Below are 21,110 nucleotides of genomic sequence, written 5' to 3'. Positions count from 1 at the left end.
ACGGTGAACCGGTTCCCATGGTTCACGCCCCGCCGGGCGCGGCGGCGGCCTCGGCCAGCCTGTCCCAGGTGGTGGCGGTGATGCCCATTTCGCGCAGCTCCTTCTTGCGGACCTTTTCCGTCGCCGTCAGCGGCAGGGCCGACAGGAACTGGACATAACGCGGCACCATGAAGGCCGGAAGTTCCCTTTCGCAACAGGCGATGATCGCGGCGGGATCGGGTTGCGCACCCTCCTTCGGCACGACGAAGGCCATGACCTCGTCCTCGCCTCCCGCCTCGTCGGCGCGGACGCCGACGACGGCGCAGTCCTGCACGTCCGGATGGGCCCTGACCCCTGCCTCCACCTCGAACGAGGAGATGTTCTCGCCGCGCCGGCGCAGGGCGTCCTTCACCCGGTCGGCGAAGTAGTACCACCCTTGCGCATCGCGGCGCATCCCGTCGCCGGTGTGGAACCACAGGTCGCGCCAGGTCTCGACCGTCTTTTCCGGCATGCCGAGATATTCCATGCAGATGATGCCGTCGGCGCGCGGGCGCACCAGCAGTTCGCCGACTTCGCCCTCGGCGACGTCGCGCCCGGTGTCCGGATCGACCAGCCGCACCTCGAACCACTGGTCGACCAGCACGCCCGACGCTCCGGGCGGGCGCGGCGCACCGGGCGGGGTCATGAAGACGTTGGAAATCTCGGTCTGCCCGAAGCCGTCGACATAGTCGGAGACGCCGAACCGCTCGGTAAAGCGGCGGCCCAGTTCGTGGTCGAGCGGGGCCGCATAGATGGTCCGCACCGCGTGCGCGCGGTCGTCGGGCGTTTCCGGCTTGGCCAGGATGAAGGACATCGTTGCGCCCAAAAGGTTGGTGACGGTCGCCCCGCTGCGCACCGCGCGGCTCGCCCAGTCGCCGGCGCTGAACCGGGGATAGAGGGCAAGGCCCGCCCCCGCGATCAGCGCCGGATAGACCGAGAGGAACTGCGCGTTGCCATGGAACAGCGGAAAGCCGGTCATGTAGGTATCGTCGGCGGTGAGGCGCGTGAGCCGGAGGTCTTCCTCGGCAAAGAAATGGAACTGGGAATGCGACATCAGCACGCCCTTGGACACGCCGGTCGTGCCCGACGTCATCAGCACCGCGACCGGATCGGTGGGCTGCACCCGCACCCCCGGATCGTCGGCATGGTCGCTGACGAGGTCGCCGAAGTCGCGCACCTCGATCCGGTCGAACTCGGGGCAGGCGTGTCCCGATCCGTCGTCGACCAGGAAGATCGTCGCCAGGCCCGGCAGGTCGGCTTCGATCTCTCGCACCCGTTCGGCCAGTTGCGCCGTCGTGACCAGGATGCGCGCCTTCGACAGGTTGATCGGATGGGTGAGGAACCGTCCCTTGTAGGCATCGCTGATCGCCACCTCGACCGCGCCGATCTTGGCAAGGCCGAACCAGGCGAAGATGAATTCGGCGCAGTTGGGCAGCAGCAGGCCCACCATGTCGCCCTTGCCCACCCCGTGCGCCGCAAAGCCGTGGGCGACGCGATTGGCCATGGCGTTGGTTTCGGCAAAGGTGAAACAGGCCTCGTCGTTCCAGTTGAGGTAGCGCGCATCCCCGCGCACCCGCGCCTGGTGCTCCAGCACGTGCGGCAGGGTCCACTGCTCGCGCGGGAAGGTCGGCTCAAAGTGGGGAAAGGTCAGCAAGGCCTTCGCTCCGTCATTCGGCTCTCGCCCCGGCGTCGGTGCGATCTGCACGCGCCATGGCGAGGATGTATCGGCGAACCTGTTCGCGCTGGGTCGCGCTCAGCTCGTCGAACTGCGGCATGCCGCGCGATGCGAGTATTCCATCCCGGAGCACCGCGGTAAATGCTTCGTCGGAACGCACCGCCATCGATGCGCGCAAGTCGGGCGCCGGGCCGACCGCGACGGCGCGCATGCCGTGGCAGACGGCGCAGCGCTGCGCATAGATCGGAAAGCCTGCCGCTTCCCCGACGGGATCGGGCGCTTCCAGTCCCTCGCCGGAAATCTCGAGCGGGACACCCGCCTCGACAGGCAGCCGCGCCTTGCCGCCAATCGCAAAGGTCAGCACGCGGCGCTTCTGCCGGCCCGGCGTCAGGTTGTACTTCGCCAGCATCGGGCCGAGATAGGCGCTGGACGTGCCGAGGCCGCTGAGCACGGTGACGTATTGCCGGCCCCCTGCGCGGTAGCTGATCGGCGGGCCGATGATCGCGGTGCCCGCATCGAACGACCAGACCTTGCGCCCCGTGGCCGCATCGAAGGCGTTGAAGGTGCCGTCGACGTGGCCCTGGAAGACCAGCCCGCCGCCGGTCGCCAGCACGCCCCCGCCGACGAAGCCGGGCGTCTCGATGCGCCAGCGCTGCTTCTGGGTCAGCGGGTCGATCGCCACCAGCGCGCTGGAAGGCTGGTTGTCGAGCGGAAAGCTGGCCGCGATCCCGCCGTCGAGCACATTGTCGGGCGGACGCTGCCAGGTTGCCGGATCGATCACCGTCGGATCGAACACCGTCGAGGACAGGATCGCGGGAATATAGACCAGCGAGGTCTGCGGGCTGAAGGCCATCGGCATCCAGCTGTGCGCGCCGAACGTGCCGGGCGCCATCGTGAACGGCCGGTCGGTGGCGCGCAGTCCCTCGGCCTCGATCGGGCGACCGGTCTTCAGGTCGATGCCGGTGGCCCAGGTCACCGGAACGTATTTCTCGGCCGAGATCAGCTTGCCGTCCGCCCGGTCGATCACGTAGAAAAAACCGTTCTTGGGCGCGGTCATCAGCACCTTGCGCGGTTTTCCGCCGATCGGCAGTTCGGCCAGCTCGATATCCATCGATGCGTTGTAGTCCCAGCTTTCGCCGGGGTTCGTCTGGTAGTGCCAGGCATACTTGCCGGTGTCGGCATCGAGCGCGACGATCGAGGACAGGAACAGGTTGTCGCCCTTGCCATCGGACCGGATGCGATAGTCCCACGGAGCGCCGTTGCCGGTGCCGATGTAGACCCGGTCGAGGTCCGCGTCGTAGGTGATCGCGTTCCAGACGGTGCCGCCGCCGCCGTGCTTCCACCATTCGCCCGACCAGGTCCGGGCCGCCATGGCCTGCGCCTCGCTCTCGAACCCGTCGGCGGGATTGCCCGGAACGGTGTGGAAGCGCCACAACTGCCGGCCGGTCTCGGCGTCGTAGGCCGTGACGTAGCCGCGCGTCGCCGCCGCGTCGGCCCCGCCGTGCCCGATGATGACCTTGCCGTCGAAGACCCGCGGCGCGCCCGAGATGAAGCGATAGTCGCCCTCCTCCAGCGTCATCACGCTCCACACCGGTTTGCCGGTGCGCGCGTCGATGGCGATCAGTCGCCCGTCCTGCGTGCCGGTATAGACCTTGCCGTCCCACCACGCGACGCCGCGGCTGCCCCAACCCTGGCGAAGCCGCCGTCCCGCGGCCTCCGCGGCGCCCGGGTCGTATTCCCACAACAGCTTGCCCGTGACGGCGTCGATGGCGTGCACGTGGCTGTAGCCGCTGGCGAAAAAGACGACGCCGCCCACTTCGATCGGGCCGGTCGCGCTGTTTTCGTTGGGCGCGAGATCGTAGCTCCAGGCGAGGCCGAGCTCGCCCACCGTCGCGGCGTCGATTTCGGTCAGGGGGCTGTAGTGCTGCTCGCCGTAAGTCCGGCCGAACGCGGGCCAGTCATCACCGCTGGAACCGTCCACAAGCTGCGCGATGGCGGAGTCCGGGGCTGGCACCCTGACGAGGTCCGCCGGTTGGCACGCGGCCAGCAAGGCGAGCAGCGCAGGCAGCAAGGCGGCACCGGTTCGACCCATTGTTTGCAGACCCCTCCCGCGAGATTGCGCGACGACATGGCGTAAATGCCACCCGACGCCTCCTCATCCGAGAATATACGGAAATGACCTCGTGTGAATACCAAAACGTGGAACAGTGCCACTTTTCGGTGCCGCGCAGCGCACGGGCGGACCTTCCGCACGACGCAGGTGCCGATCGGCAAAAGCGGGCATGCGTGTTCGCGAAACCGCTGATTTGGCGCTTTAGCGCGGATCAAAATCGTCAATCGCAGCCGCCGTTGGAAAATATCCTTGCACGAAACCCCGTTCCGTATATTTCTGATGCGACGGTTGTATAAAATTCCATTTTCGCGCGGTCAGGCAAATCAAGGACGACCGCGCAGCGTCGCGCCGCGGGGAGGGCAAGATCGATCCGATGACCGAAGCGCAGCAGCCCTTGCTGGTGACACGACAGGGGTTCGTGTCCACGATCATGCTCAATCGGCCGGAATCCATCAATGCCTTCAACGACGCGATGCGTGGCGCCTTCAGGGAAACCGTGCGGCAACTGGAGGCCGACGAGGACACGCGCGTCATCGTGCTGTGCGGCGCGGGGGAGAGAGGCTTCTGCGCCGGCGCGGACGTGAAGGAAGGCCGCACGGTCGGCGGCCCAGTCGCCGAACGCCGCCGGCTCGTTCCCAACAGCTGGATCGAGGTGCTCGACGAGTGCACCAAGCCGACCATCGCGGCGGTCCACGGCGTCTGTTACGGCGGCGGCCTCGAACTGGCGCTGGCCTGCGACATCCGCATGGCGGCAAGGGACGCGAGGTTCGGGCTGACCGAAACGCGGCTCGGCCTGATCCCTGGCGGCGGCGGCACCCAGCGCCTGTCGCGGCTGATCGGTCTCGGCCCGGCACTCGACCTCGTGCTCACGGCGGACAGGATCGACGCAAGCCGCGCCTACGAACTGGGTCTGGTGACCCGGCTCAGCCCGGATCGCGAGGCGCTGGAGGGCGACGCCATGGCCCTTGCGACGGCGATGGCGGAACGGCCGCCCGCCGCGCTCGCCTATGCCAAGGAAGCGATGATCGAAGGATATTCGGCGGACCTGCGCGGTGGGCTCCGGCTCGAAAAGGCGCTGTTCGCCCTCCTGATGGGAACACGCGACAGGCGCGAAGCCGCCGAAGCGTTCCGGGACAAGCGCTCGCCCGTCTTCAAGGGCGAGTGAGGGGCAGCGGGGACGCCGATGACTACGGGGTGGAAGGACGATGCCTGAACGGGAAACAGTGATCGTGGTCGGTGCGGGCCTGATGGGGGCCGGGATCGCGCATGCCTTTGCCGCGTCCGACTGCGACGTTCTCCTCGTCGACACCTCGCGCGCCGCGCTCGACAAGGCGCTCGACACGATACGCGGGACTTTTGCGGCGGGGGTCGAGCGGGGGAAGATCACCGCCGAGGTCGCGGAGGCCGGGACCGCCGCCATCGCCACCGCCGAAGCGCTCGACGAGCGCGCCGGTCGCGCCTCGCTGCTGATCGAGACGGCGACCGAGAACCTTGCCGTCAAGTGCGCGATCATGGCCGATGCGGCCGACCGCCTGCCGCCCGACGCGATCATCGCGACCAACACCTCGGCACTCTCGATCAGCGAGATCGCCAATGCCGGCCCCGCGCCCGACCGCGTCATCGGCATGCATTTCTTCAACCCGGTGCCGAAGATGAAGCTGGTCGAGATCATCCTCGGCCTGGAAACGTCGCGACAGACGCTGGAGCGGACGATCGGCTGGACCGGCCGGATCGGCAAGGACCATATCGTCGTCAACGAAGCCCCCGGTTTTACCACCAGCCGCATGTCGGCGCTGATGGGGAACGAGGCGATGCACATGCTGTCCGAAGGGGTGGCGAGCGCGGAGGACATCGACAAGTCGCTGCGCATGGCCTTCAACCACCCGATGGGCCCGCTGGAAACCGGCGACCTGACCGGCTGGGACACCCGGCTCAAGGTGCTCGAATACCTCTACGAGGTGATGGGCGAACGCTTCCGCCCCTGCCCGCTGATCCGCAAGATGGTGAAGGCGGGGCGTCATGGCCGCAAGACCGGCAAGGGCGTCTACGAATACGACGCGGCGGGCCAGCGCATTCCCGGTTCGGGCCTGAAGGTATCGCGATGACCGGCACCGCACCGTCCGCCCTGCGCGAGGTCTGCATCGTCGATGCCGTGCGCACCCCGATCGGGCGATTTCGCGGGGCGCTGGCCGAAGTAAGGGCCGATCACCTTGCCGCCGGCCTGCTCAACGCGCTGGCCGCCCGCAACGGCCTCGACCCCGCCGAGATCGACGACGTGGTCTTCGGCTGCGTCACGCAGGTCGGGGAGCAGTGCGGCAACATCGCGCGCACGGCGCTGCTGTCCGCCGGGTGGCCGGACGCGATCCCGGGGATGACGGTGGACCGCAAGTGCGGATCGTCCGAAGCGGCGCTGCATACCGCCGCAGCCTTCATCGCGTCGGGCATGGCCGATCTCGTCGTTGCCGGCGGCGCCGAGAGCATGAGCCGCGTGCCGATGGGCGGCAACCGCGACGTCCATGGCGAACCGTTCGGCTGGATGTTGAACGAACGCTTCGCGCTTTCGTCGCAGGGCGAAGCGGCGGAGCGGATTTCCGACATCTGGCACATCTCACGGGCGGACCACGACGATTACGCGATGGAAAGCCATCGCCGCGCCGCGGCCGCCGCCGATGCCGGGCATTTCGCCAACGAGATCGTCCCGGTCGATATCGCAGCACTTGCCGAAAAGGGCGCCGAGCCCGCACGCACCGTTCTGGCGGAGGATGAGACGATCCGCCGCGACACCAACCGGGCGAAGCTCGATACCCTGAAGCGCGTCTTCCGGCCCGATGACGGGCGGGTATCGGCGGGTAACGCATCGCAGATCTGCGATGGCGCATCGGTGGTCCTGCTGGCCAGCCGCGCGGAAGCCGAGCGGCTGGGCCTGCGCCCCCGCGCGCGGATCGTCGCGACCTCGGTGGTGGGCTCCGACCCCGAACTGATGCTGACGGGACCGATGCGCGCGACCCGCGAGATCCTCGCGAAGACCGGCCTTGCGCTCGACGACATCGACCTGTTCGAAGTGAACGAGGCCTTCGCCTCGGTGCCGATCGCCTGGATGAAGGAACTGGGCGTGCCGGGCGACAGGCTCAACGTCAACGGCGGCGCGATCGCGCTCGGTCATCCGCTGGGCGCGACCGGCGCGCGGCTCATGACGACAATGCTCAACGAACTGGAACGGCGCGGCGGGCGCCACGCGATGCAGGCGATCTGCTGCGCCGGGGGCATGGGCACGGCAACCCTGATCGAACGGCTGGACTGAATATGGCAACTGGCATGCGAACCATCGGAATCGGGCGATCCGGCGTGACCTCCTCGGTCCTTGGCCTCGGCTGCATGGGGATGAGCGAATTCTACGGCGAGGCGGACGACGAGGAATCGCTGCGCACGCTCGACCGGGCGTTCGAACTGGGCGTCACCCACTACGACACGTCCAACGTCTATGGCCGCGGCGCGAACGAACGGCTGGTGGGGCGATTCCTGCAAGGGCGGCGCGACAAGGTCATGGTCGCCAGCAAGTTCGGCGTGGTCCGCGACCCCGACGGCCCTCCCGGCAGCACCTACGACCGCGACATCGACAATTCGCCCGCATACATGCGGCAATGCTGCGAGGAATCGCTGGCCCGGCTCGGCACCGACACGATCGACCTCTACTACGTCCACCGCGCCGACCCCCGCGTCGCCATCGAGGAGACCGTGGGCGCGCTGGCCCGCCTGCGGGACGAGGGCAAGATCCGCGCCATCGGCCTCTCGGAGGTCGATGCCGCCACCTTGCGCCGCGCGGCAGGGGAAACCCGGATCGATGCGCTCCAGTCCGAATATTCGCTGTGGACCCGCGATGTCGAAGGCGAGGTTCTGCCCGCCTGCCGCGAGCTTGGCATCACCTTCGTCGCCTACAGCCCGCTGGGTCGCGGTTTCCTGACCGGCCAGATCACCCGGGCCGAGGACCTTGCGCCCGACGATTTTCGGCTGACCTCGCCGCGTTTCCAGGGCGACAACTTCGACCGCAACCTCGCGCTCGTCGACCATGTGCGCGAACTGGCGGCGAGGAAGAACTGCACCGCCGGGCAGATCGCGATCGCCTGGCTGCTGCACCAGGGCGACGACATCCTGCCCATTCCGGGCACGAAGCGGATCCGCTATCTCGAGGAGAACGTCGGCGCGGTCGACGTTGCGCTGACGCAGGACGATCTCGACGCGATCGACGCCATCCTACCCCCCGGCGGCGCGGCGGGCGATCGGTACGAAAAGTCCTTCAAGGGCAATCCGGAGGCGACACGATGAACGAAGGCTTCCCGGACCAGGACTGGTATCTCTACGACTGGCCGTTCTTCGAGCAGGCGCATCACGACCTCGCCCAGCGTGCGCGCGACTGGGTTGCGGCAAGGGCCGATCAACCGCACGACGCCGATTTCGCCGCGCATTGCCGATCCATCGTCGCCTCGCTGGGCAAGGCAGGCCTGCTCGAGGCGGCGGTGCCGCAGCCGGACGAGCCGTTCGACGCGCGCTCGCTGTGCGTCCTTCGCGAAGTGCTGACGTACGAGGACGCGCTCTACGACGCGCTGTTCGCGATGCAGGGCATCGGCACGCTTGCCATCCGCAACCACGGCACGGCGGAGCAGAAGGAACGCTACCTGCCGGGTTGCCGCGACGGATCGCGCGTCGCCGCCTTTGCGCTTACCGAACCCGATGGCGGATCGGATGTCGCCGCCACCGCCACGATGGCGCGCGAAACCGACGACGGATGGGTCATCGACGGTCGCAAGACGCTGATCTCCAACGGCGGCTTTGCCGATCAGTACATGGTCGTCGCGCGCACCGGCGAAGCGCCGGGAGCACGGGGGCTGTCGGTCTTCCTGGTCGATGCGGACGCGCCGGGGATCAGTTTCGGCGAACCGATCGAGTTCATTGCCGAGCACCCCGCCGCGCCGGTGAACTTCGACGAATGCCGCGTGCCCGCCAGCGCGCTGCTGGGCGAACGCGGCAAGGGGTTCTCGGTCGCCATGGGCGCGTTCGACGTGTTCCGCCCCTCTGTCGGCGCGGCAGGGGTCGGACTGGCCCGCCGGGCCATGGCCGAAGCGCTGAAGCGCGTGCGCGAACGCACCCTGTTCGGCCAGTCGATGGCCGAGCAGCAGGGGGTGCAGATGATGGTCGCCGACATGGCCGGCGATCTCGATACCGCGGCCCTGTCGGTCTATCGCGCGGCGTGGATTCACGACGTGCGCGGCGACCTCACGCCCTATGCCGCCAGCATGGCCAAGCTCGTCGCCAGCGAGGCGGCGGGACGGATCGTCGACAAGGCGGTCCAGCTTTCGGGCGGGGCCGGCGTCACGCGCGGCAACCTCGTCGAGAAGCTTTATCGCGAGGTGCGCGCCATGCGCATCTACGAAGGGGCTTCGGAAATCCAGAAACTGATCGTGGGTCGCGGACTGCTGAAGGGCAACGCGCGCCCCTGACGCCAATGCGATGGGAGATGGCCGACGTGACAAGCCTTGAAAGCCGCCTGGACAGGATCGAATCGCGCTTCGCCATCGAGGACCTGTGCATGCGATACTGCATCGCCTGCGACGATCGCGACACCGCGCTGCTGGCCGGCTGCTTCACGCCGGACGTCTCGATCGTCGCCAGCAACGGTTCGATGAACGCGCAGGGGCGCGACGCGGTCATGGCGATGTACGACCAGCTTTTCCGCGTGCGAGGGCCGGGCTTTCACTGGTCGCATGACCGGACGATCACGATCGACCGCGAAAACCCCGATCGCGCGACGGGGCACATCCTGGCCCATGCCGAAACCTGTCCGGCCGGACGGGTCAGCATCGCCGGCATCCGCTATTCCGACCGCTACGAACGGCACGACGGAACTTGGTATTTCGCCAGCCGCGTGCTCGATTTCGTCTACTACATGCCGCTCCGCGACTATCTCGACCGCTTCCCGAAGCGCGAGCGCGTGCTCACTCCCGACGGCTGGGCCGAGGCCGACTTTCCCGAAGGCGCGGCAAGCTGGTCGCAGTGGCACGAGGCCGAGAGCGGGTGAGCGATCAGCCCTGCGCGTCGGCCAGGACGCTTTCACCCATCGAGATGTAATCGGCCAGCACGTCGCCCGACAAGGTGACGTGGCGGCGCATCGCGTCGGCGGCGCGGTCGCCGTCGCCGGCCAGGATCGCGGCGAGGATTTCCTCGTGGAAGGCCTGGTTTTGCTCCGACAGGCCGGGGCGGCTCAGCTGGAAACGGCGATAGGCGAGCGTGTGCAGGGCCAGCTTGTTGACCGTCTCGACCAGCACGCTGTTGTGGGTGGCCTGCATGATGATGGCGTGGAAATGCCGGCCATAGCGCGCGTAGTCGGCGGCGTTGCCCGCGGCCAGAGCCTCTGCGGCGAGACGATGCACGTCCTGCAGTTCCTCGCGCTCCCGCGAATTGATGCGCGTGGCGGCATAGCGCGCGCACAGCGCCTCCAGCTCGGAGACCGCCTCGTACATGTGCACCAGCCGCGGCAGGTCCAGCTTGACCACGGTCGGGTGCCGGCGCGGCTGCTTGTCGATCAGCCCGCCCTGCTGGAGCTGCAGCATGGCCTCGCGGATCGGCGTGCGCGACACGTTGAAGCGTGCGGCCAGCTCTTCCTCGTCGATCGGGCTGCCGGGTTTGAGGACGCCGGACAAAATGTCGTTCTCGATAGCCTGGCGAATGGCGCTCGCCTGGGTGATGCGCGCCTTCGGCCTCGCGCCCGGGTTGGCTCGGTCGTCGACTGGAGTGGTGTTGCTTGCCATCGTGCCTCCCTTGTCACCTTGCGCCGCCATGTCAATCTCGTGCCCGGTCGGCCAGCCGCCTCGCCGCTTCCCGCGCCGACATGCCCACCTCGACACCCGCTGCGCGCGCCAGCGTGTTGGCGCCGGTGATGATCCCGTCGCGATAGCTCGAAAGCCCGTCGCCCATTGCCGCAAGGCGCGCATCGACGGTCGCCCCGGCCAGCCCTTCGCGCTCCACGATCTCCAGCGCGGCGCGGCCCGATCCGTCGCGGCCCCCGCCGCCGTCGGAACAGATGAAGCCGTAAGGCGCGACCTTCAGCAGGTAGGGCACCGCGCTGCGCCCGGTATGGCCGGCGGTGACGAGCACGTTGTCGGCATCCTCGGGCAGGCCGAAGGCGATCGAATCGGTGCACACGATCTTGCGGCCGCTGGTCCCTGTATCGACCACCATGCGGTTGGTGACCTGCGACGCGCTGGGCGCTGCGGGATCGTTGTCCAGCATCAGCCGCGCCGCAAGGCTGACGGCCATGCCGGGTTCCACGCCGCAGTCGGCGGCAGCGCGATTGACGAAACTGATGACGCCGCGCTCGTAAAGGTCGACGCCGTTGCCCAGCTCCACCGTCATGACATCGGCCACCGCCGCGGGCATGTTGAGCGCCTCCAGATACCACAGCCCGGCGATCGACGCGCCGCCCGGACCGACCCCGCAATCGACGCCGATCACCGCGCGCGGCGCTTCCGCCGCCAGGAACCGGGCCGGCAGCACGCCGCAGTAGGACGCATTGACGACCACGTCGCGCCCCCGGTTTTCCGGCACGACGTGATAAGCCGAATCGCACGCGACGACGCGCCCGCGGTCGTTCTTCGCCATTTCGGTCTGCAGGTCTCCGGTCATCGCGCGGCCGCCGCGTCCTCCCTGATGATGTTGCTTGCCCGCCACGCCACGGCCATCGCGGGCGCGCCGGTGTTCTGCGAGGTCTGCGTCGGAAAGACCGAGATGTCGACCACGCGCAGCCCGTCGACGCCGTGCACCTTCAACCGGTCGTCCACCACCGCCATCGCATCGTGCCCCATCCGCGCCGTGCCGCACGCATGGTAGCCGGGGCCGGAGTAAGTGGAAAAGGCATCGAGTATCTCGGCGTCGGTCTGGACATCCTTACCCGGGATCGTTTCCTCTCCGACAATCCCGGCCAGCGAAGGGTGTTCGATCAGGGCGCGCATCTTGCGGAACATGTGGATCGAGACGCGGCGATCGTATTCGTCGGTCAGGTAGTTCACCCGGATCTCGGGCGCTTCGGCCGGATCGGCGGAGCGGGCATGGACGCTGCCCTGGCTCTGCGGCTGGCTCGGGTAACCCATCAGCTGCATGCCGGGCAGCTTCTCCAGCTGCGGCCCCTTGGTCCAGCCGTCCCACGACCCCAGGTCCATCGACGTGCGCGAGAAGATCAGGTGGGCATCGGGATGGGTCGCCTCCGGATCGCAGGCGACCAGCGCCGCCGCGTCGAAGCCGGGAAAGGCCATCGGACCGGACTTGAAGGCCAGCCAGCGCGCGACGTTCTTGCCGAGCCGCCAGCCCTCGAACTGGCCGTTGAGGCTCCATGGCTTGAGCAGGCGGCGCTGCATGATGATCAGGCAGTGCTCGCGCATGTTCTCGCCGACGCCGGGACTGTCGTGGATGACCTCGACGCCGATCTCCGCCAGACGCGAGGCCGAACCGATGCCCGAGAGTTCGAGCACTTGCGGCGTCTGCAGCGCGCCGCAGGCAAGGATCACCTCGCGGCCCGCCGCAAACTGGCGCACCCGGTCGCCGGTCCGCACCACGACGCCGGTGGCCCGGCGGCCTTCGAAGGTCACCCGCTCGACCAGCGTTTCGGCCAGCACGGTCAGGTTCGGGCGGCCCTGCGCCGGGCGCAGGAAGGCCTGCGCGGCGGCCGAGCGCCGTCCCTTGCCGATGTTGTAGGGGGTATAGCCGATGCGGTCGCCGCCCGGTTCGTTGAGGTCGGCCACTTCGTCCCAGCCGCACTCGCCCCCGGCCCGGATGACTGCGTGCATCAACCGGCTGCGTTCGGGATTGATCGTAACCTTGACCGGGCCGCCGACGCCGCGCGCTTCGCCCGGGCCCAGGACGTGGTCCTCCATCTTGCGGAAGATCGCGCGGATCTCGGCCCAGCCCCAGCCGCGGTTGCCCATCGCCTCCCACCGGTCGTAATCCTCGGGCAGGCCGTGGAAATAGAGCATGCCGTTGATCGAACTCGACCCGCCGATCATGCGACCACGCGACCAGACCTCGCCGCCCGGCTTGGCGCCGTTGTCGGGACCGGTCTGGAAATAGCGGGCGCGCGCTTCGCTCAGCAGCATCTTGGCAAAACCGCGCGGCATCGCGATCAGCGCGTCTTCCTTGTCCGGCCCCGCTTCGATCAACAGCACGCTGACGGCGGGATCCTCGCTCAATCGCGCCGCGACGACGCAGCCTGCCGCGCCGCCGCCGCACACGATGTAGTCGAAGCTCGCCTCCGCGACGCCGTCGTCAGGCATCCAGATAGCTCCCGCTCATCAGGATCTGCTTCTGGTCGGTGAATTCGAGGATGCCCTCGGCCCCGCATTCGCGGCCCCAGCCCGATTGCTTGAACCCGCCGAACGGTTCGGTGAGCGAGACCCCGGCAGCGTTGATCGCCACCCCGCCCGACTGGATCTTGCGCGCGACGTTCATGGCGAGGTCCGGATCCTGCGTGTAGATCGAGGAGGCGAGGCCGAATCGGCTGTCGTTGGCGATGGCGATCGCCTCGTCCATGTCGCGATAGGTGATGACCGCGGTGACCGGTCCGAACACTTCCTCCTGCGCGATCTCCATGTCGTTGGTGACATCGTCGAGCAGGGTCGGCTCGTAATACCACCCGCGGTTGAGATGGGCCGGACGGCGACCGCCCGCGACGACTCGTGCGCCCTGTTCCACCGCGCGGTTGACCATGGCCTCGGCGCGGTCGCGCGCGCGCTTGACCGCGATCGGGCCGCGATCGACGCTGGTGTCCCAGGGGACGCCGACCTTCAGCCCCCGATAGGCTTCGCCGATGGCGTCGACCACTTCGTCGTGGCGCTTTTCCGAAACGAGGATGCGCGACAGGCTGACGCAGACCTGGCCGAGGAATCCGCTCGCCCCGGGAACCAGCGTCGGCATCACCGTGTCCAGCGGCGCATCGTCGGCGATGATCGCCGGGGACTTGCCGCCCAGTTCGAGAATGGTCCGGCCCAGGCGCGGCGCGGTGCGCTTCACCACGTCGACCGCGATGGCCGTGCCGCCGGTCAGGGCGACCATGTCGACACCCGCGTGGCTGACGAGGTGCTGGGTGACCGCCGTGCCCGCGGCCAGCACCGAGACGACGCCTTCCGGCAGGCCCGCAGCCTCGATCGCCTCTGCCACTAGCCGCGATGTCAGCGGCGATTCCGGGGCGGGCTTGACGATGACGCAGCAACCGGCGAGCAGCGCAGGGATGACTTTCATGCCCATCAGCACGATCGGGCCGTTGTAAGTCAGGATCGACAGCACGACACCCAGCGGTTCGCTTCGGATCACCGTACGGCCCATCGGTCCGTCGCGCGTTTCTTCGAACGGCAGGGTCCGCGCCTTGGCGATGGCGTTGCGCCAGACCATCTTGCCCGCGCCCGAATTGATCATTTCGCCATGCGCGACGGGGGCACCCGCCTCCAGCATCCAGGCAAGGTTCATGGCCGGCAACCGGCGTTCCAGTTCGTCGGCAAGGCGGCTGCAGGCATCGGCCCGCTCGTCCACGCTCATCCGCGGCCACGGCCCCTTGTCGAACGCCTTGCGCGCCGCAGCAACGGCGCGGTCGGCGTCATCGGTCGACGGCATGCGGACGCTGGCGATCACCTCCTCGTCCGCCGGGCAGACCACGTCCTCCATCTCCCCGCCCGACGATGCGACGAAACGGTTGGCGATGAAGACCTCGTCAAGGCCGGGTATGGGCGGAAGCTCTGGCTTCTGGGTCATCGATGATCTCTCCGGTTGCGCCGCTTCAGACGGCTTTTCGATTGACTAGGTGGTGGGCCGCGACGCGGGCCGGCATGCCGACCACGACACCGCAGGCGAGCGCGAGGTCGTTCGCCGCGCTGATCGTGCCGTCGCGATATGTGCTCATCCCGTCGCCCAGCCGCGCGGTGCGCGCGTCGACGGTCGCTCCGGCAATGCCGAGCGCGTTGGTGATCGGCAGGCCCGCGATGCCCGAATTGTCGCGGCCCATGCCGCCGTCGGAACAGATGAAGCCGAACGGGCCGACCGTTTCGATATGGCGCGCGCCGCTGCGGCCGGTGTGGCCCGCCGTGACCAGCACGTTGCGCCGGTCCGCCTCCGTCCCGAAGACGATGGAATCGGTGACGACGACCTGGCGACCGTCGGGCCCGTCTTCCACCACCGTGCGGTTGGTGACGGCGTAGGCACCCGGTTTCGCCGGGTCGTTTTCCAGCATCAGCATCGCGGCGTCGTGCGCCGCCATGCCGATCTCCACCCCGCAATCGCGGGCGGGTCGATTGGCGAAGCTGATGCGGCCGTTGCGATAGGCATCGATGCCGTCGCCCAAAATGATGCTCATCACGTCGACCGCCGCGGCGGGCACGTTGAGCGCCTCGTAATACCAGAGCCCGGCGATGCCGACGCCTTCGGGACCGACCCCGCCGTCGAAGCCGATGACGGCACGCGGCGCATGCTCCATCGCCAGCCGCGCGGGCAGCACGCCGATATACGACGCCGTGACCACGACATCGGTGCCGCGATTGCGCTCGTCGAGATCGGCAGCACTATCCACGGCGACGATGGCACCGCGTGCCGTGCGCGCCATCTCGTGCTGAAGATCTTTCACGCGCTCTCCGAAAATATATTTGACACGGCTGGTTTCTATACAGACAAAACCTTGCCAGCAACAAGGAAATGGTGCGGAGGGATGCGATGAGTGGGGCCGAAGCTGCCCGGACAGCCGCTCGATCGGGCGGGCACGCAGGGGCTCTGCTCGACCAGCCGGGCCTGCTGTTCACCGACATGATCCGCATCAACGCGAAGCGTTTCGGCGACAAGCCCGCGGTGATCTGCGGCGAGGACCGCCTGTTCTGGCGCGACTTCCACCGCCGCACCAACATGGTCGCGAACGCGCTGATCGCCGAGGGGCTGGCCAAGGGCGACAAGGTCGCTCTCGTGATGAACAGTTCGGTGCTGATGTTCGAACTGATCTGGGGCACGGTGAAGGCGGGCGGCGTGATCGTCCCGCTCAACCGCATGATGTCGGGCGACGGGCTCGAAGCGACGATCGACAATTGCGACGCGCGCTTCGTCTTCGCCGATCCCGACGCGACCGGCGCGCTCGACCCGCTGCGCCAAAGCCTGGCGAAAGTGGCGCAGGACGGCTGGTTCGTCGGCGGCGCCGCCACGCCGGGCTGGCGCGAGGCGGGACCGCTGATCGACCGCGCCGCCGAGGACGACCCCGGCGTCGCCCTGACCATGGCCGACCCGATGAACATCATCTACTCGTCGGGATCGACCGGTGCGCCCAAGGGCATCGAGCACAGCCAGATGGCGCGCCACATCTATACCTTCGGCTTCGGCCCGGGGCTGGAGATGACGCGTTTCTCGGTGCCGGTCTGCTCGACCCCGCTTTACACCAACGGCACCTGGATCACGATGCTGCCCGCGGTCTACCTCGGCTGCACGACGGTCCTGCTGACGAAGTTCACCGCCGACACCTTTCTCGACGCGGTCCAGCGGCACGGCTGTTCGCATGCCTTTGCCGTGCCGACGCAGTTCATCGTCCTCCTCGAATCCGGGCGCATCGGTTCGTACGACACACGCAGCCTAAAGGTGCTGATGAGCGGCGGGCAGGCGATCGCGTCGGAAACGAAAGCGGGCATCGCGCGCCAGTTGCCGCATGTCCGGCTCTATGAATGCTACGGCATTACCGAAGGGTTCAGCACCCTCGCCTCGCCCGAGGACAAGGCGCTTCCCGGCAAGGAGAAGACGGTGGGCATGCCGCTGTTCGGCGGCGAACTGGTCATCCTCGACGATGACGGCAATATCCTGCCGCCCGGCGAGATCGGCGACATCACCGGCTATGGCCCGGCGCTGATGACGGGGTACTACCAGAACCGCGAGGCCACCGAAAAATCGATCTGGCGCGACGCGCGCGGGCGCACGTTCCTGCGGTCGGGCGACCTCGGCTTCATGGACGAGGACGGCTACCTCTACATCGCCGGGCGGGTGAAGGACATGATCAAGTCCGGCGGCATCAACGTCTACGCCTCCGACATCGAGGAGGTGTTCATGCGCCACCCCGCCGTCGCCGAAGTCGCCGCGATCGGCATCCCGCATCCCCGCTGGCTCGAGACGCCGCTGCTGCTGGCGATCCTGCGCGAGGGGCATCAGGTCGACGCCGACGAGCTGCGCGACTGGGGCAATGCCCGGCTCGGCAAGTACCAGCGCGTCTCGGCGGTCGAGTTCCGCCGCGAATTCCCGCGCGCCACGCACGACAAGATCCTCAAGCGCGCGCTGCGCGATCCCTACTGGGCCGATGCCTGACGCCCATTCCCGCGAAGGATTCCCGATGGCTTACCGATATCCCGAATACCAGTCGCTGACGTTCGACCGACCGGCCGACCGCATCCTTCGCATCACGATGGAACGGGGCAAGATGAACGCGATGGATTTCGAGTTCCATCACTCCATCGCCGAGGTCTGGCGCCACGTCGAGGAGGATCCGGACACCAGCGTCGCGATCCTGACGGGCGCAGGCCGCGCCTTTTCGGCGGGCGGCGACTTCGACCTGGAGGAACAGGTCATCGCCGACTTCGACTGGAAGGCACGGATGTGGAAGGACGGGCGCAACCTCGTGCTCAACATGCTCAATTTCTCCAAGCCGCTGGTCTCCGCGATCAACGGCGCCGCGGCGGGCGGCGGGCTGGCCGCGGCGATGCTGTCGGACGTGACGATCATGGCCCGATCGGCGAAGCTTGCCGACGGGCACGTCCGGCTGGGCGTGGCGGCGGGCGACCATGCGGCGATCATCTGGCCGCTGCTCTGCGGGATGGCACGCACCAAGTACTATTTGATGAGCGGCAAGGCGCTCACCGCCGAGGAGGCGGAGCGGATCGGCCTCATCACCATGTGCGTCGACGACGACAAGCTGCAGGCGACCGCGCTCGAAGTGGCGCTCGACCTCGCGCAGGCGGCGCCGTCGGCCATCCGCTGGACCAAGCACGCGCTCAACAACTGGATGCGCATGGCCTGGCCGGTGTTCGAGACCAGCCTCGCGCTGGAGATGCTGGGCTTCGCCGGACCGGAAGTGCGCGAAGGGCTCGACGCGCATCTCGAGAAGCGTCCGCCCGCCTTCAATCCGCTCTCGCCGCTATGATCGCGGACCCGCTCGATTTCGCCGGAAAGACGGTGCTGGTCGTCGGCGGCACGACCGGGATCGGCAACGGCATCGCCCGGGCCTTCCGCGACCGCGGCGCGGCGGTGCACGTCTGGGGCACCCGTCCCGACGCAAGCGACTACGCGGAAGAGGACGGCGACCTTTCGGGCATGACCTATGCCCGAATGGACGCGACGGACGAGGCGGCGGTGACCGGCTGGGCCGCGCCCTTCGAGCGCCTCGACGTGCTGGTCTGCTCGCAGGGCCTCGCCCTCTACCGGCGACAGGAGTTCGGGATCGCGAACTTCCGCAAGGTCATGGACGTGAACCTCGAATCGAACATGATCTGCGCGACGCGCTTTCGCGAGGAACTGGCGCGTGCCTGCGGATCGATCGTCTTCGTCAACTCGGTCGGCGCCTTCCGCCCGACGCGCGGCAATCCGGCCTATGCCGCGTCGAAGGCAGGACTCTTGGGCCTGACTCGAGTGCTGGCGCAGGCCTGGGCCCGTGACGGGATCCGGGTCAACGCCATCGCGCCGGGCCTTGTCGAAACCCGCCTGACCAGGGTCACCACCGACAACCCCGAGCGACTGGCGGAGCGGTTGAAGGGCATTCCCGCGGGACGGCTCGGCCGCGTCGAGGACATGGCCGGGGCCGCGCTCTACCTCGCCTCGCCGCTTGCCGCCTACGTCTACGGGCAGACCATCGTGGTCGATGGCGGCAGGATGCTGTGAGCGGCATGGACGATCGCGGCGCATCGCCCGGCCCGCCGGTGCTCGAACCCGATCTCGCCATCGTCGATCCGCACCACCACCTCTGGGATCGCGGCGGCCATCGCTATCTCGCCGACGAACTGCGGGCCGATCTCGACTGCGGCCACCGGATCGAGGCGACCGTCTACGTCGAATGCCGCAGCGCCTATCTCGATGCCGGCCGGGAAGACCTGCGGCCAGTCGGGGAAACGCGCTTCGTTCTCGACAATTGCCAACGCCCCTTGCCGACGGCGCGCGGGCCGGTGGACGCGGCAGCCGGGATCGTCGCCTTTGCCGACCTGACGCTTGGCGACGAAGTGGACCGGGTGCTCGATGCCCACGAGGCGGCGGCGGCGGGCCGCCTGCGCGGCGTCCGCCATGCCGTCGCCTGGCACGAGGGCAGCGCCATCCGCTCGCACTATCCGACCGGGCCGCACATGCTCTCCGACCCCGCCTTCCGCGCCGGGATCCGCAGGTTGGGCGCGCGGGGGCTGACCTTCGATGTCTGGGCCTATTTCACCCAGCTCGACGATCTCGACGATGCGCTCGCCGCCTGCCCCGACACGACCTTCGTCCTCAACCACTGCGGCGGCCTGATCGGCATCGGGCCGTGGCAGGATCGCCGCGAGGACGTGCTCGATCGCTGGCGACCGGCGATCGAACGGCTTGCCGGTCACGACAATCTCGTCGTCAAGCTGGGCGGGCTGGGCATGCCGCTCGCCGGTTTCGGCTTCCACAAGCGCGAGACGGCTCCCGGCCACGCCGAGCTGGCCGCGGCCTGGCGACCGGCGATCGACCATTGCATCGACAGTTTCGGCGCCGACCGCTGCATGTTCGAAAGCAACTGGCCGGTCGATGCCACGGCGGGCAGCTATGGCACGGTCTGGAACGCGTTCAAGGGCATCGCGGCCGGGCGCCCCCTGCCCGAGCGCGAGGCGCTTTTCGCCGGCACCGCGCGGCGGGTCTACCGGCTGGGCTAGGCCGCCACCGAAGCGATCGGCGGCACCCCGTGCGCGACCGGAGCATCCTCGAAAAGACGCAGCAGCGCCGCGTCATCCTCCGCCGCGACGACCTTGGCCACCCAGGAATGGAAGTTCTGGTTGCCCAGTTCGTTGCGGCCCAGATAGAGGTTCTCGATCCGGCTGCCCGGCAGGGTGTCCTGCGCCGAATAGGCCATGGCGATATCTTCGCGCTCGACCACTTCCTGGAGGAAGGCGAACTGCGCCTCGGCGCTGTCGGCCAGTTCCTGCGTTTCGGGCAAGTTTTCCATGATGTAGTACTGGTAGGTCGTGCTCTCGCCCACCGTCTCGCCCGGCAGCACCTGCGAGATCATGACCCCGCGCCCGCCCCCGCCGAACGAGGCGATGGAGATGCAGGGAAACACGGTCCAGACACCGTAGGACATCGTCTCCAGGTCCCACTCGGCCTCCGCCAGGTGGGCGATGCGGGCCATGTAACCCAGCGTTTCGGTGGCGACATGGTCGGGGGTCAGGTCTGGCGTCTTGATGTGCTGGTGCGGACCCCAGGTGTAGTAAAGCGCGCGGTTGGTCGTATCGCGCCCGAAGGTTTCGCCGTGCAGCACCGGGACGTGGTAGTATTCAAGGTAGCCGTCGAACGACAGCTTCCAGTTCGGGCACTGGAACGAGCGCTTGGAAAAGAACTTCCACTCGGCAAAGCCGAACAGGGCGAGGACGTCGTCATAGCCCTTGAGGAAAGGCTCGATGGAAAGCTTCGTGTCCGGGTTGACGATGGCCCAGATCAGGCCCGCCTTTTCGAGCACCGGGAACTCCCGCAGGCCCAGCGCGGCCTTGTCGATCTCGCCGAAATCCTCGCGCGCGGAAATGCCGATCAGCTTGCCGTCGATGCCGAAGGTCCAGCCGTGGAACGGGCAGACGAAGCGGCTGGCATTGCCACACTTCTCCTGCGTCACCTTGACCCCGCGATGACGGCAGGCGTTGATGTAGCCGCGCATCCTGCCGGTCTTGTCGCGGGCGACGATGATCGACGCCTTGCCGATCTTCATCGTCTTGAAATCGCCGGGATTGGCCAGCTCGCAAGACGGGCCGAGGATGATCGGCAACCGCGCGAAGATCCGCTCCATCTCCAGCGCGAACTGGCCTTCGTTCGAATAGGTATCGCCGGGCAGGGCCATGACGGCATCGGCGTATTCCATCGACTGGCGATGACCGAGGCCGATCGCGTGGCGCGCCATGGACTTGAGAAGTTCGAGGGGCTCTCGGGTCATCGTTCGCTCTCCACCCAGGTCGATCCGCTTTTTGCGGTTGCAGCGAATATTAGATCAGGGTCCATTTTTTGCAAAGCGCTTTTCGACCGGCCTTCCCTGCCCGCCCGCAAAGTGCCAGA

At 67.9% G+C, this 21,110-nt stretch carries 18 protein-coding genes; 10 read left to right on the top strand and 8 right to left on the bottom strand.

The genetic code is table 11. From position 1 onward, the window contains the following. Positions 1-22: 22 nt before the first annotated feature. Together J2X37_RS01305 and J2X37_RS01300 are read right to left on the bottom strand one after the other, a co-directional pair. Positions 23-1,723 carry an AMP-binding protein gene (locus J2X37_RS01305; RefSeq protein WP_310016890.1) on the bottom strand — a complete coding sequence of 567 codons (1,701 nt, stop codon included), beginning with the start codon at positions 1,721-1,723 and terminating at the stop codon, positions 23-25. Then, positions 1,686-3,785, bottom strand: coding sequence for a PQQ-dependent dehydrogenase, methanol/ethanol family (locus J2X37_RS01300; RefSeq protein ID WP_310016888.1), 2,100 nt, complete (start codon positions 3,783-3,785; stop codon positions 1,686-1,688). Before J2X37_RS01300 ends, J2X37_RS01305 begins: the two co-directional genes overlap by 38 nt. A gap of 394 nt (positions 3,786-4,179) precedes the next feature. Here J2X37_RS01300 and J2X37_RS01295 point away from each other — a divergent pair, with 394 nt between their 5' ends. The 6 genes from J2X37_RS01295 to J2X37_RS01270 are packed head-to-tail and all read left to right on the top strand — an operon-like array spanning position 4,180 to position 9,879. Next, the gene (locus tag J2X37_RS01295) at positions 4,180-4,971 is read left to right on the top strand and encodes an enoyl-CoA hydratase-related protein (RefSeq protein ID WP_310016886.1); all 792 of its coding nucleotides are present in this window, start codon (positions 4,180-4,182) and stop codon (positions 4,969-4,971) included. 40 nt (positions 4,972-5,011) lie between these two features. Further along, positions 5,012-5,911, top strand: a complete 900-nt coding sequence (locus tag J2X37_RS01290; protein ID WP_310016884.1) for a 3-hydroxyacyl-CoA dehydrogenase NAD-binding domain-containing protein — start codon at positions 5,012-5,014, stop codon at positions 5,909-5,911. After that, entirely contained in the window at positions 5,908-7,107 is a 1,200-nt protein-coding gene (locus J2X37_RS01285; RefSeq protein ID WP_310016882.1) for a thiolase family protein, read from the top strand. The genes J2X37_RS01290 and J2X37_RS01285 overlap by 4 nt, the downstream gene beginning before the upstream one ends. A gap of 14 nt (positions 7,108-7,121) precedes the next feature. Further along, positions 7,122-8,129: an aldo/keto reductase gene (locus J2X37_RS01280; RefSeq protein ID WP_310016880.1), complete on the top strand. Its 1,008-nt coding sequence runs from the start codon at positions 7,122-7,124 to the stop codon at positions 8,127-8,129. After that, positions 8,126-9,301: an acyl-CoA dehydrogenase family protein gene (locus tag J2X37_RS01275; protein WP_310016878.1), complete on the top strand. Its 1,176-nt coding sequence runs from the start codon at positions 8,126-8,128 to the stop codon at positions 9,299-9,301. The genes J2X37_RS01280 and J2X37_RS01275 overlap by 4 nt, the downstream gene beginning before the upstream one ends. A 17-nt stretch (positions 9,302-9,318) precedes the next feature. After that, positions 9,319-9,879: a nuclear transport factor 2 family protein gene (locus J2X37_RS01270; protein WP_310016876.1), complete on the top strand. Its 561-nt coding sequence runs from the start codon at positions 9,319-9,321 to the stop codon at positions 9,877-9,879. A gap of 4 nt (positions 9,880-9,883) precedes the next feature. On the opposite strand, the gene J2X37_RS01265 is transcribed toward J2X37_RS01270, so the two are convergent. The 5 genes from J2X37_RS01265 to J2X37_RS01245 are packed head-to-tail and all read right to left on the bottom strand — an operon-like array spanning position 9,884 to position 15,459. Then, positions 9,884-10,609, bottom strand: coding sequence for a GntR family transcriptional regulator (locus J2X37_RS01265; protein ID WP_310016874.1), 726 nt, complete (start codon positions 10,607-10,609; stop codon positions 9,884-9,886). A 31-nt stretch (positions 10,610-10,640) separates the two neighbouring features. Then, positions 10,641-11,483: a hypothetical protein gene (locus J2X37_RS01260; RefSeq protein ID WP_310016872.1), complete on the bottom strand. Its 843-nt coding sequence runs from the start codon at positions 11,481-11,483 to the stop codon at positions 10,641-10,643. Continuing rightward, positions 11,480-13,123 carry a GMC family oxidoreductase N-terminal domain-containing protein gene (locus J2X37_RS01255; RefSeq protein WP_310016870.1) on the bottom strand — a complete coding sequence of 548 codons (1,644 nt, stop codon included), beginning with the start codon at positions 13,121-13,123 and terminating at the stop codon, positions 11,480-11,482. The genes J2X37_RS01260 and J2X37_RS01255 overlap by 4 nt, the downstream gene beginning before the upstream one ends. After that, entirely contained in the window at positions 13,116-14,594 is a 1,479-nt protein-coding gene (locus tag J2X37_RS01250) for an aldehyde dehydrogenase family protein (protein ID WP_310016867.1), read from the bottom strand. Before J2X37_RS01250 ends, J2X37_RS01255 begins: the two co-directional genes overlap by 8 nt. A gap of 25 nt (positions 14,595-14,619) precedes the next feature. Next, on the bottom strand, positions 14,620-15,459 hold the full coding sequence (locus tag J2X37_RS01245) for a hypothetical protein (RefSeq protein WP_310016865.1): 840 nt from the start codon (positions 15,457-15,459) through the stop codon (positions 14,620-14,622). A gap of 86 nt (positions 15,460-15,545) precedes the next feature. On the opposite strand from J2X37_RS01245, the gene J2X37_RS01240 reads away from it, so the two are divergent. The 4 genes from J2X37_RS01240 to J2X37_RS01225 are packed head-to-tail and all read left to right on the top strand — an operon-like array spanning position 15,546 to position 19,726. After that, entirely contained in the window at positions 15,546-17,162 is a 1,617-nt protein-coding gene (locus tag J2X37_RS01240) for a class I adenylate-forming enzyme family protein (RefSeq protein WP_310016863.1), read from the top strand. A 25-nt stretch (positions 17,163-17,187) separates the two neighbouring features. After that, positions 17,188-17,994 carry an enoyl-CoA hydratase/isomerase family protein gene (locus J2X37_RS01235; RefSeq protein ID WP_310016861.1) on the top strand — a complete coding sequence of 269 codons (807 nt, stop codon included), beginning with the start codon at positions 17,188-17,190 and terminating at the stop codon, positions 17,992-17,994. Then, a complete protein-coding gene (locus J2X37_RS01230) occupies positions 17,994-18,728 on the top strand; it encodes an SDR family oxidoreductase (protein WP_310018031.1) in 735 nt (244 codons plus the stop codon). The genes J2X37_RS01235 and J2X37_RS01230 overlap by 1 nt, the downstream gene beginning before the upstream one ends. A 5-nt stretch (positions 18,729-18,733) precedes the next feature. Further along, positions 18,734-19,726 carry an amidohydrolase family protein gene (locus tag J2X37_RS01225; protein WP_310016859.1) on the top strand — a complete coding sequence of 331 codons (993 nt, stop codon included), beginning with the start codon at positions 18,734-18,736 and terminating at the stop codon, positions 19,724-19,726. On the opposite strand, the gene J2X37_RS01220 is transcribed toward J2X37_RS01225, so the two are convergent. Further along, complete coding sequence (locus J2X37_RS01220; RefSeq protein WP_310016857.1) at positions 19,723-20,991, bottom strand: aromatic ring-hydroxylating dioxygenase subunit alpha; 1,269 nt, start codon at positions 20,989-20,991, stop codon at positions 19,723-19,725. The two genes, J2X37_RS01225 and J2X37_RS01220, sit on opposite strands and share 4 nt — an antisense overlap. Positions 20,992-21,110: the final 119 nt, after the last annotated feature.

It is taken from the genome of Croceicoccus sp. BE223, from assembly GCF_031457155.1.
Lineage (GTDB): Bacteria > Pseudomonadota > Alphaproteobacteria > Sphingomonadales > Sphingomonadaceae > Croceicoccus.
This window is presented reverse-complemented; position numbering and strand designations above follow the sequence as displayed.

What these genes read in the sequence shown, in the direction of transcription:
- J2X37_RS01285 (WP_310016882.1), top strand. Translation starts at nt 5,908, where the DNA reads ATGACCGGCACCGCACCGTCCGCCCTGCGCGAGGTCTGCATCGTCGAT.
- J2X37_RS01290 (WP_310016884.1), top strand. Translation starts at nt 5,012, where the DNA reads ATGCCTGAACGGGAAACAGTGATCGTGGTCGGTGCGGGCCTGATGGGG.
- J2X37_RS01300 (WP_310016888.1), bottom strand. Translation starts at nt 3,785, where the DNA reads ATGGGTCGAACCGGTGCCGCCTTGCTGCCTGCGCTGCTCGCCTTGCTG.
- J2X37_RS01270 (WP_310016876.1), top strand. Translation starts at nt 9,319, where the DNA reads ATGGCCGACGTGACAAGCCTTGAAAGCCGCCTGGACAGGATCGAATCG.
- J2X37_RS01235 (WP_310016861.1), top strand. Translation starts at nt 17,188, where the DNA reads ATGGCTTACCGATATCCCGAATACCAGTCGCTGACGTTCGACCGACCG.
- J2X37_RS01295 (WP_310016886.1), top strand. Translation starts at nt 4,180, where the DNA reads ATGACCGAAGCGCAGCAGCCCTTGCTGGTGACACGACAGGGGTTCGTG.
- J2X37_RS01260 (WP_310016872.1), bottom strand. Translation starts at nt 11,483, where the DNA reads ATGACCGGAGACCTGCAGACCGAAATGGCGAAGAACGACCGCGGGCGC.
- J2X37_RS01240 (WP_310016863.1), top strand. Translation starts at nt 15,546, where the DNA reads ATGAGTGGGGCCGAAGCTGCCCGGACAGCCGCTCGATCGGGCGGGCAC.
- J2X37_RS01265 (WP_310016874.1), bottom strand. Translation starts at nt 10,609, where the DNA reads ATGGCAAGCAACACCACTCCAGTCGACGACCGAGCCAACCCGGGCGCG.
- J2X37_RS01280 (WP_310016880.1), top strand. Translation starts at nt 7,122, where the DNA reads ATGCGAACCATCGGAATCGGGCGATCCGGCGTGACCTCCTCGGTCCTT.
- J2X37_RS01250 (WP_310016867.1), bottom strand. Translation starts at nt 14,594, where the DNA reads ATGACCCAGAAGCCAGAGCTTCCGCCCATACCCGGCCTTGACGAGGTC.
- J2X37_RS01220 (WP_310016857.1), bottom strand. Translation starts at nt 20,991, where the DNA reads ATGACCCGAGAGCCCCTCGAACTTCTCAAGTCCATGGCGCGCCACGCG.
- J2X37_RS01225 (WP_310016859.1), top strand. Translation starts at nt 18,734, where the DNA reads ATGGACGATCGCGGCGCATCGCCCGGCCCGCCGGTGCTCGAACCCGAT.
- J2X37_RS01255 (WP_310016870.1), bottom strand. Translation starts at nt 13,123, where the DNA reads ATGCCTGACGACGGCGTCGCGGAGGCGAGCTTCGACTACATCGTGTGC.
- J2X37_RS01275 (WP_310016878.1), top strand. Translation starts at nt 8,126, where the DNA reads ATGAACGAAGGCTTCCCGGACCAGGACTGGTATCTCTACGACTGGCCG.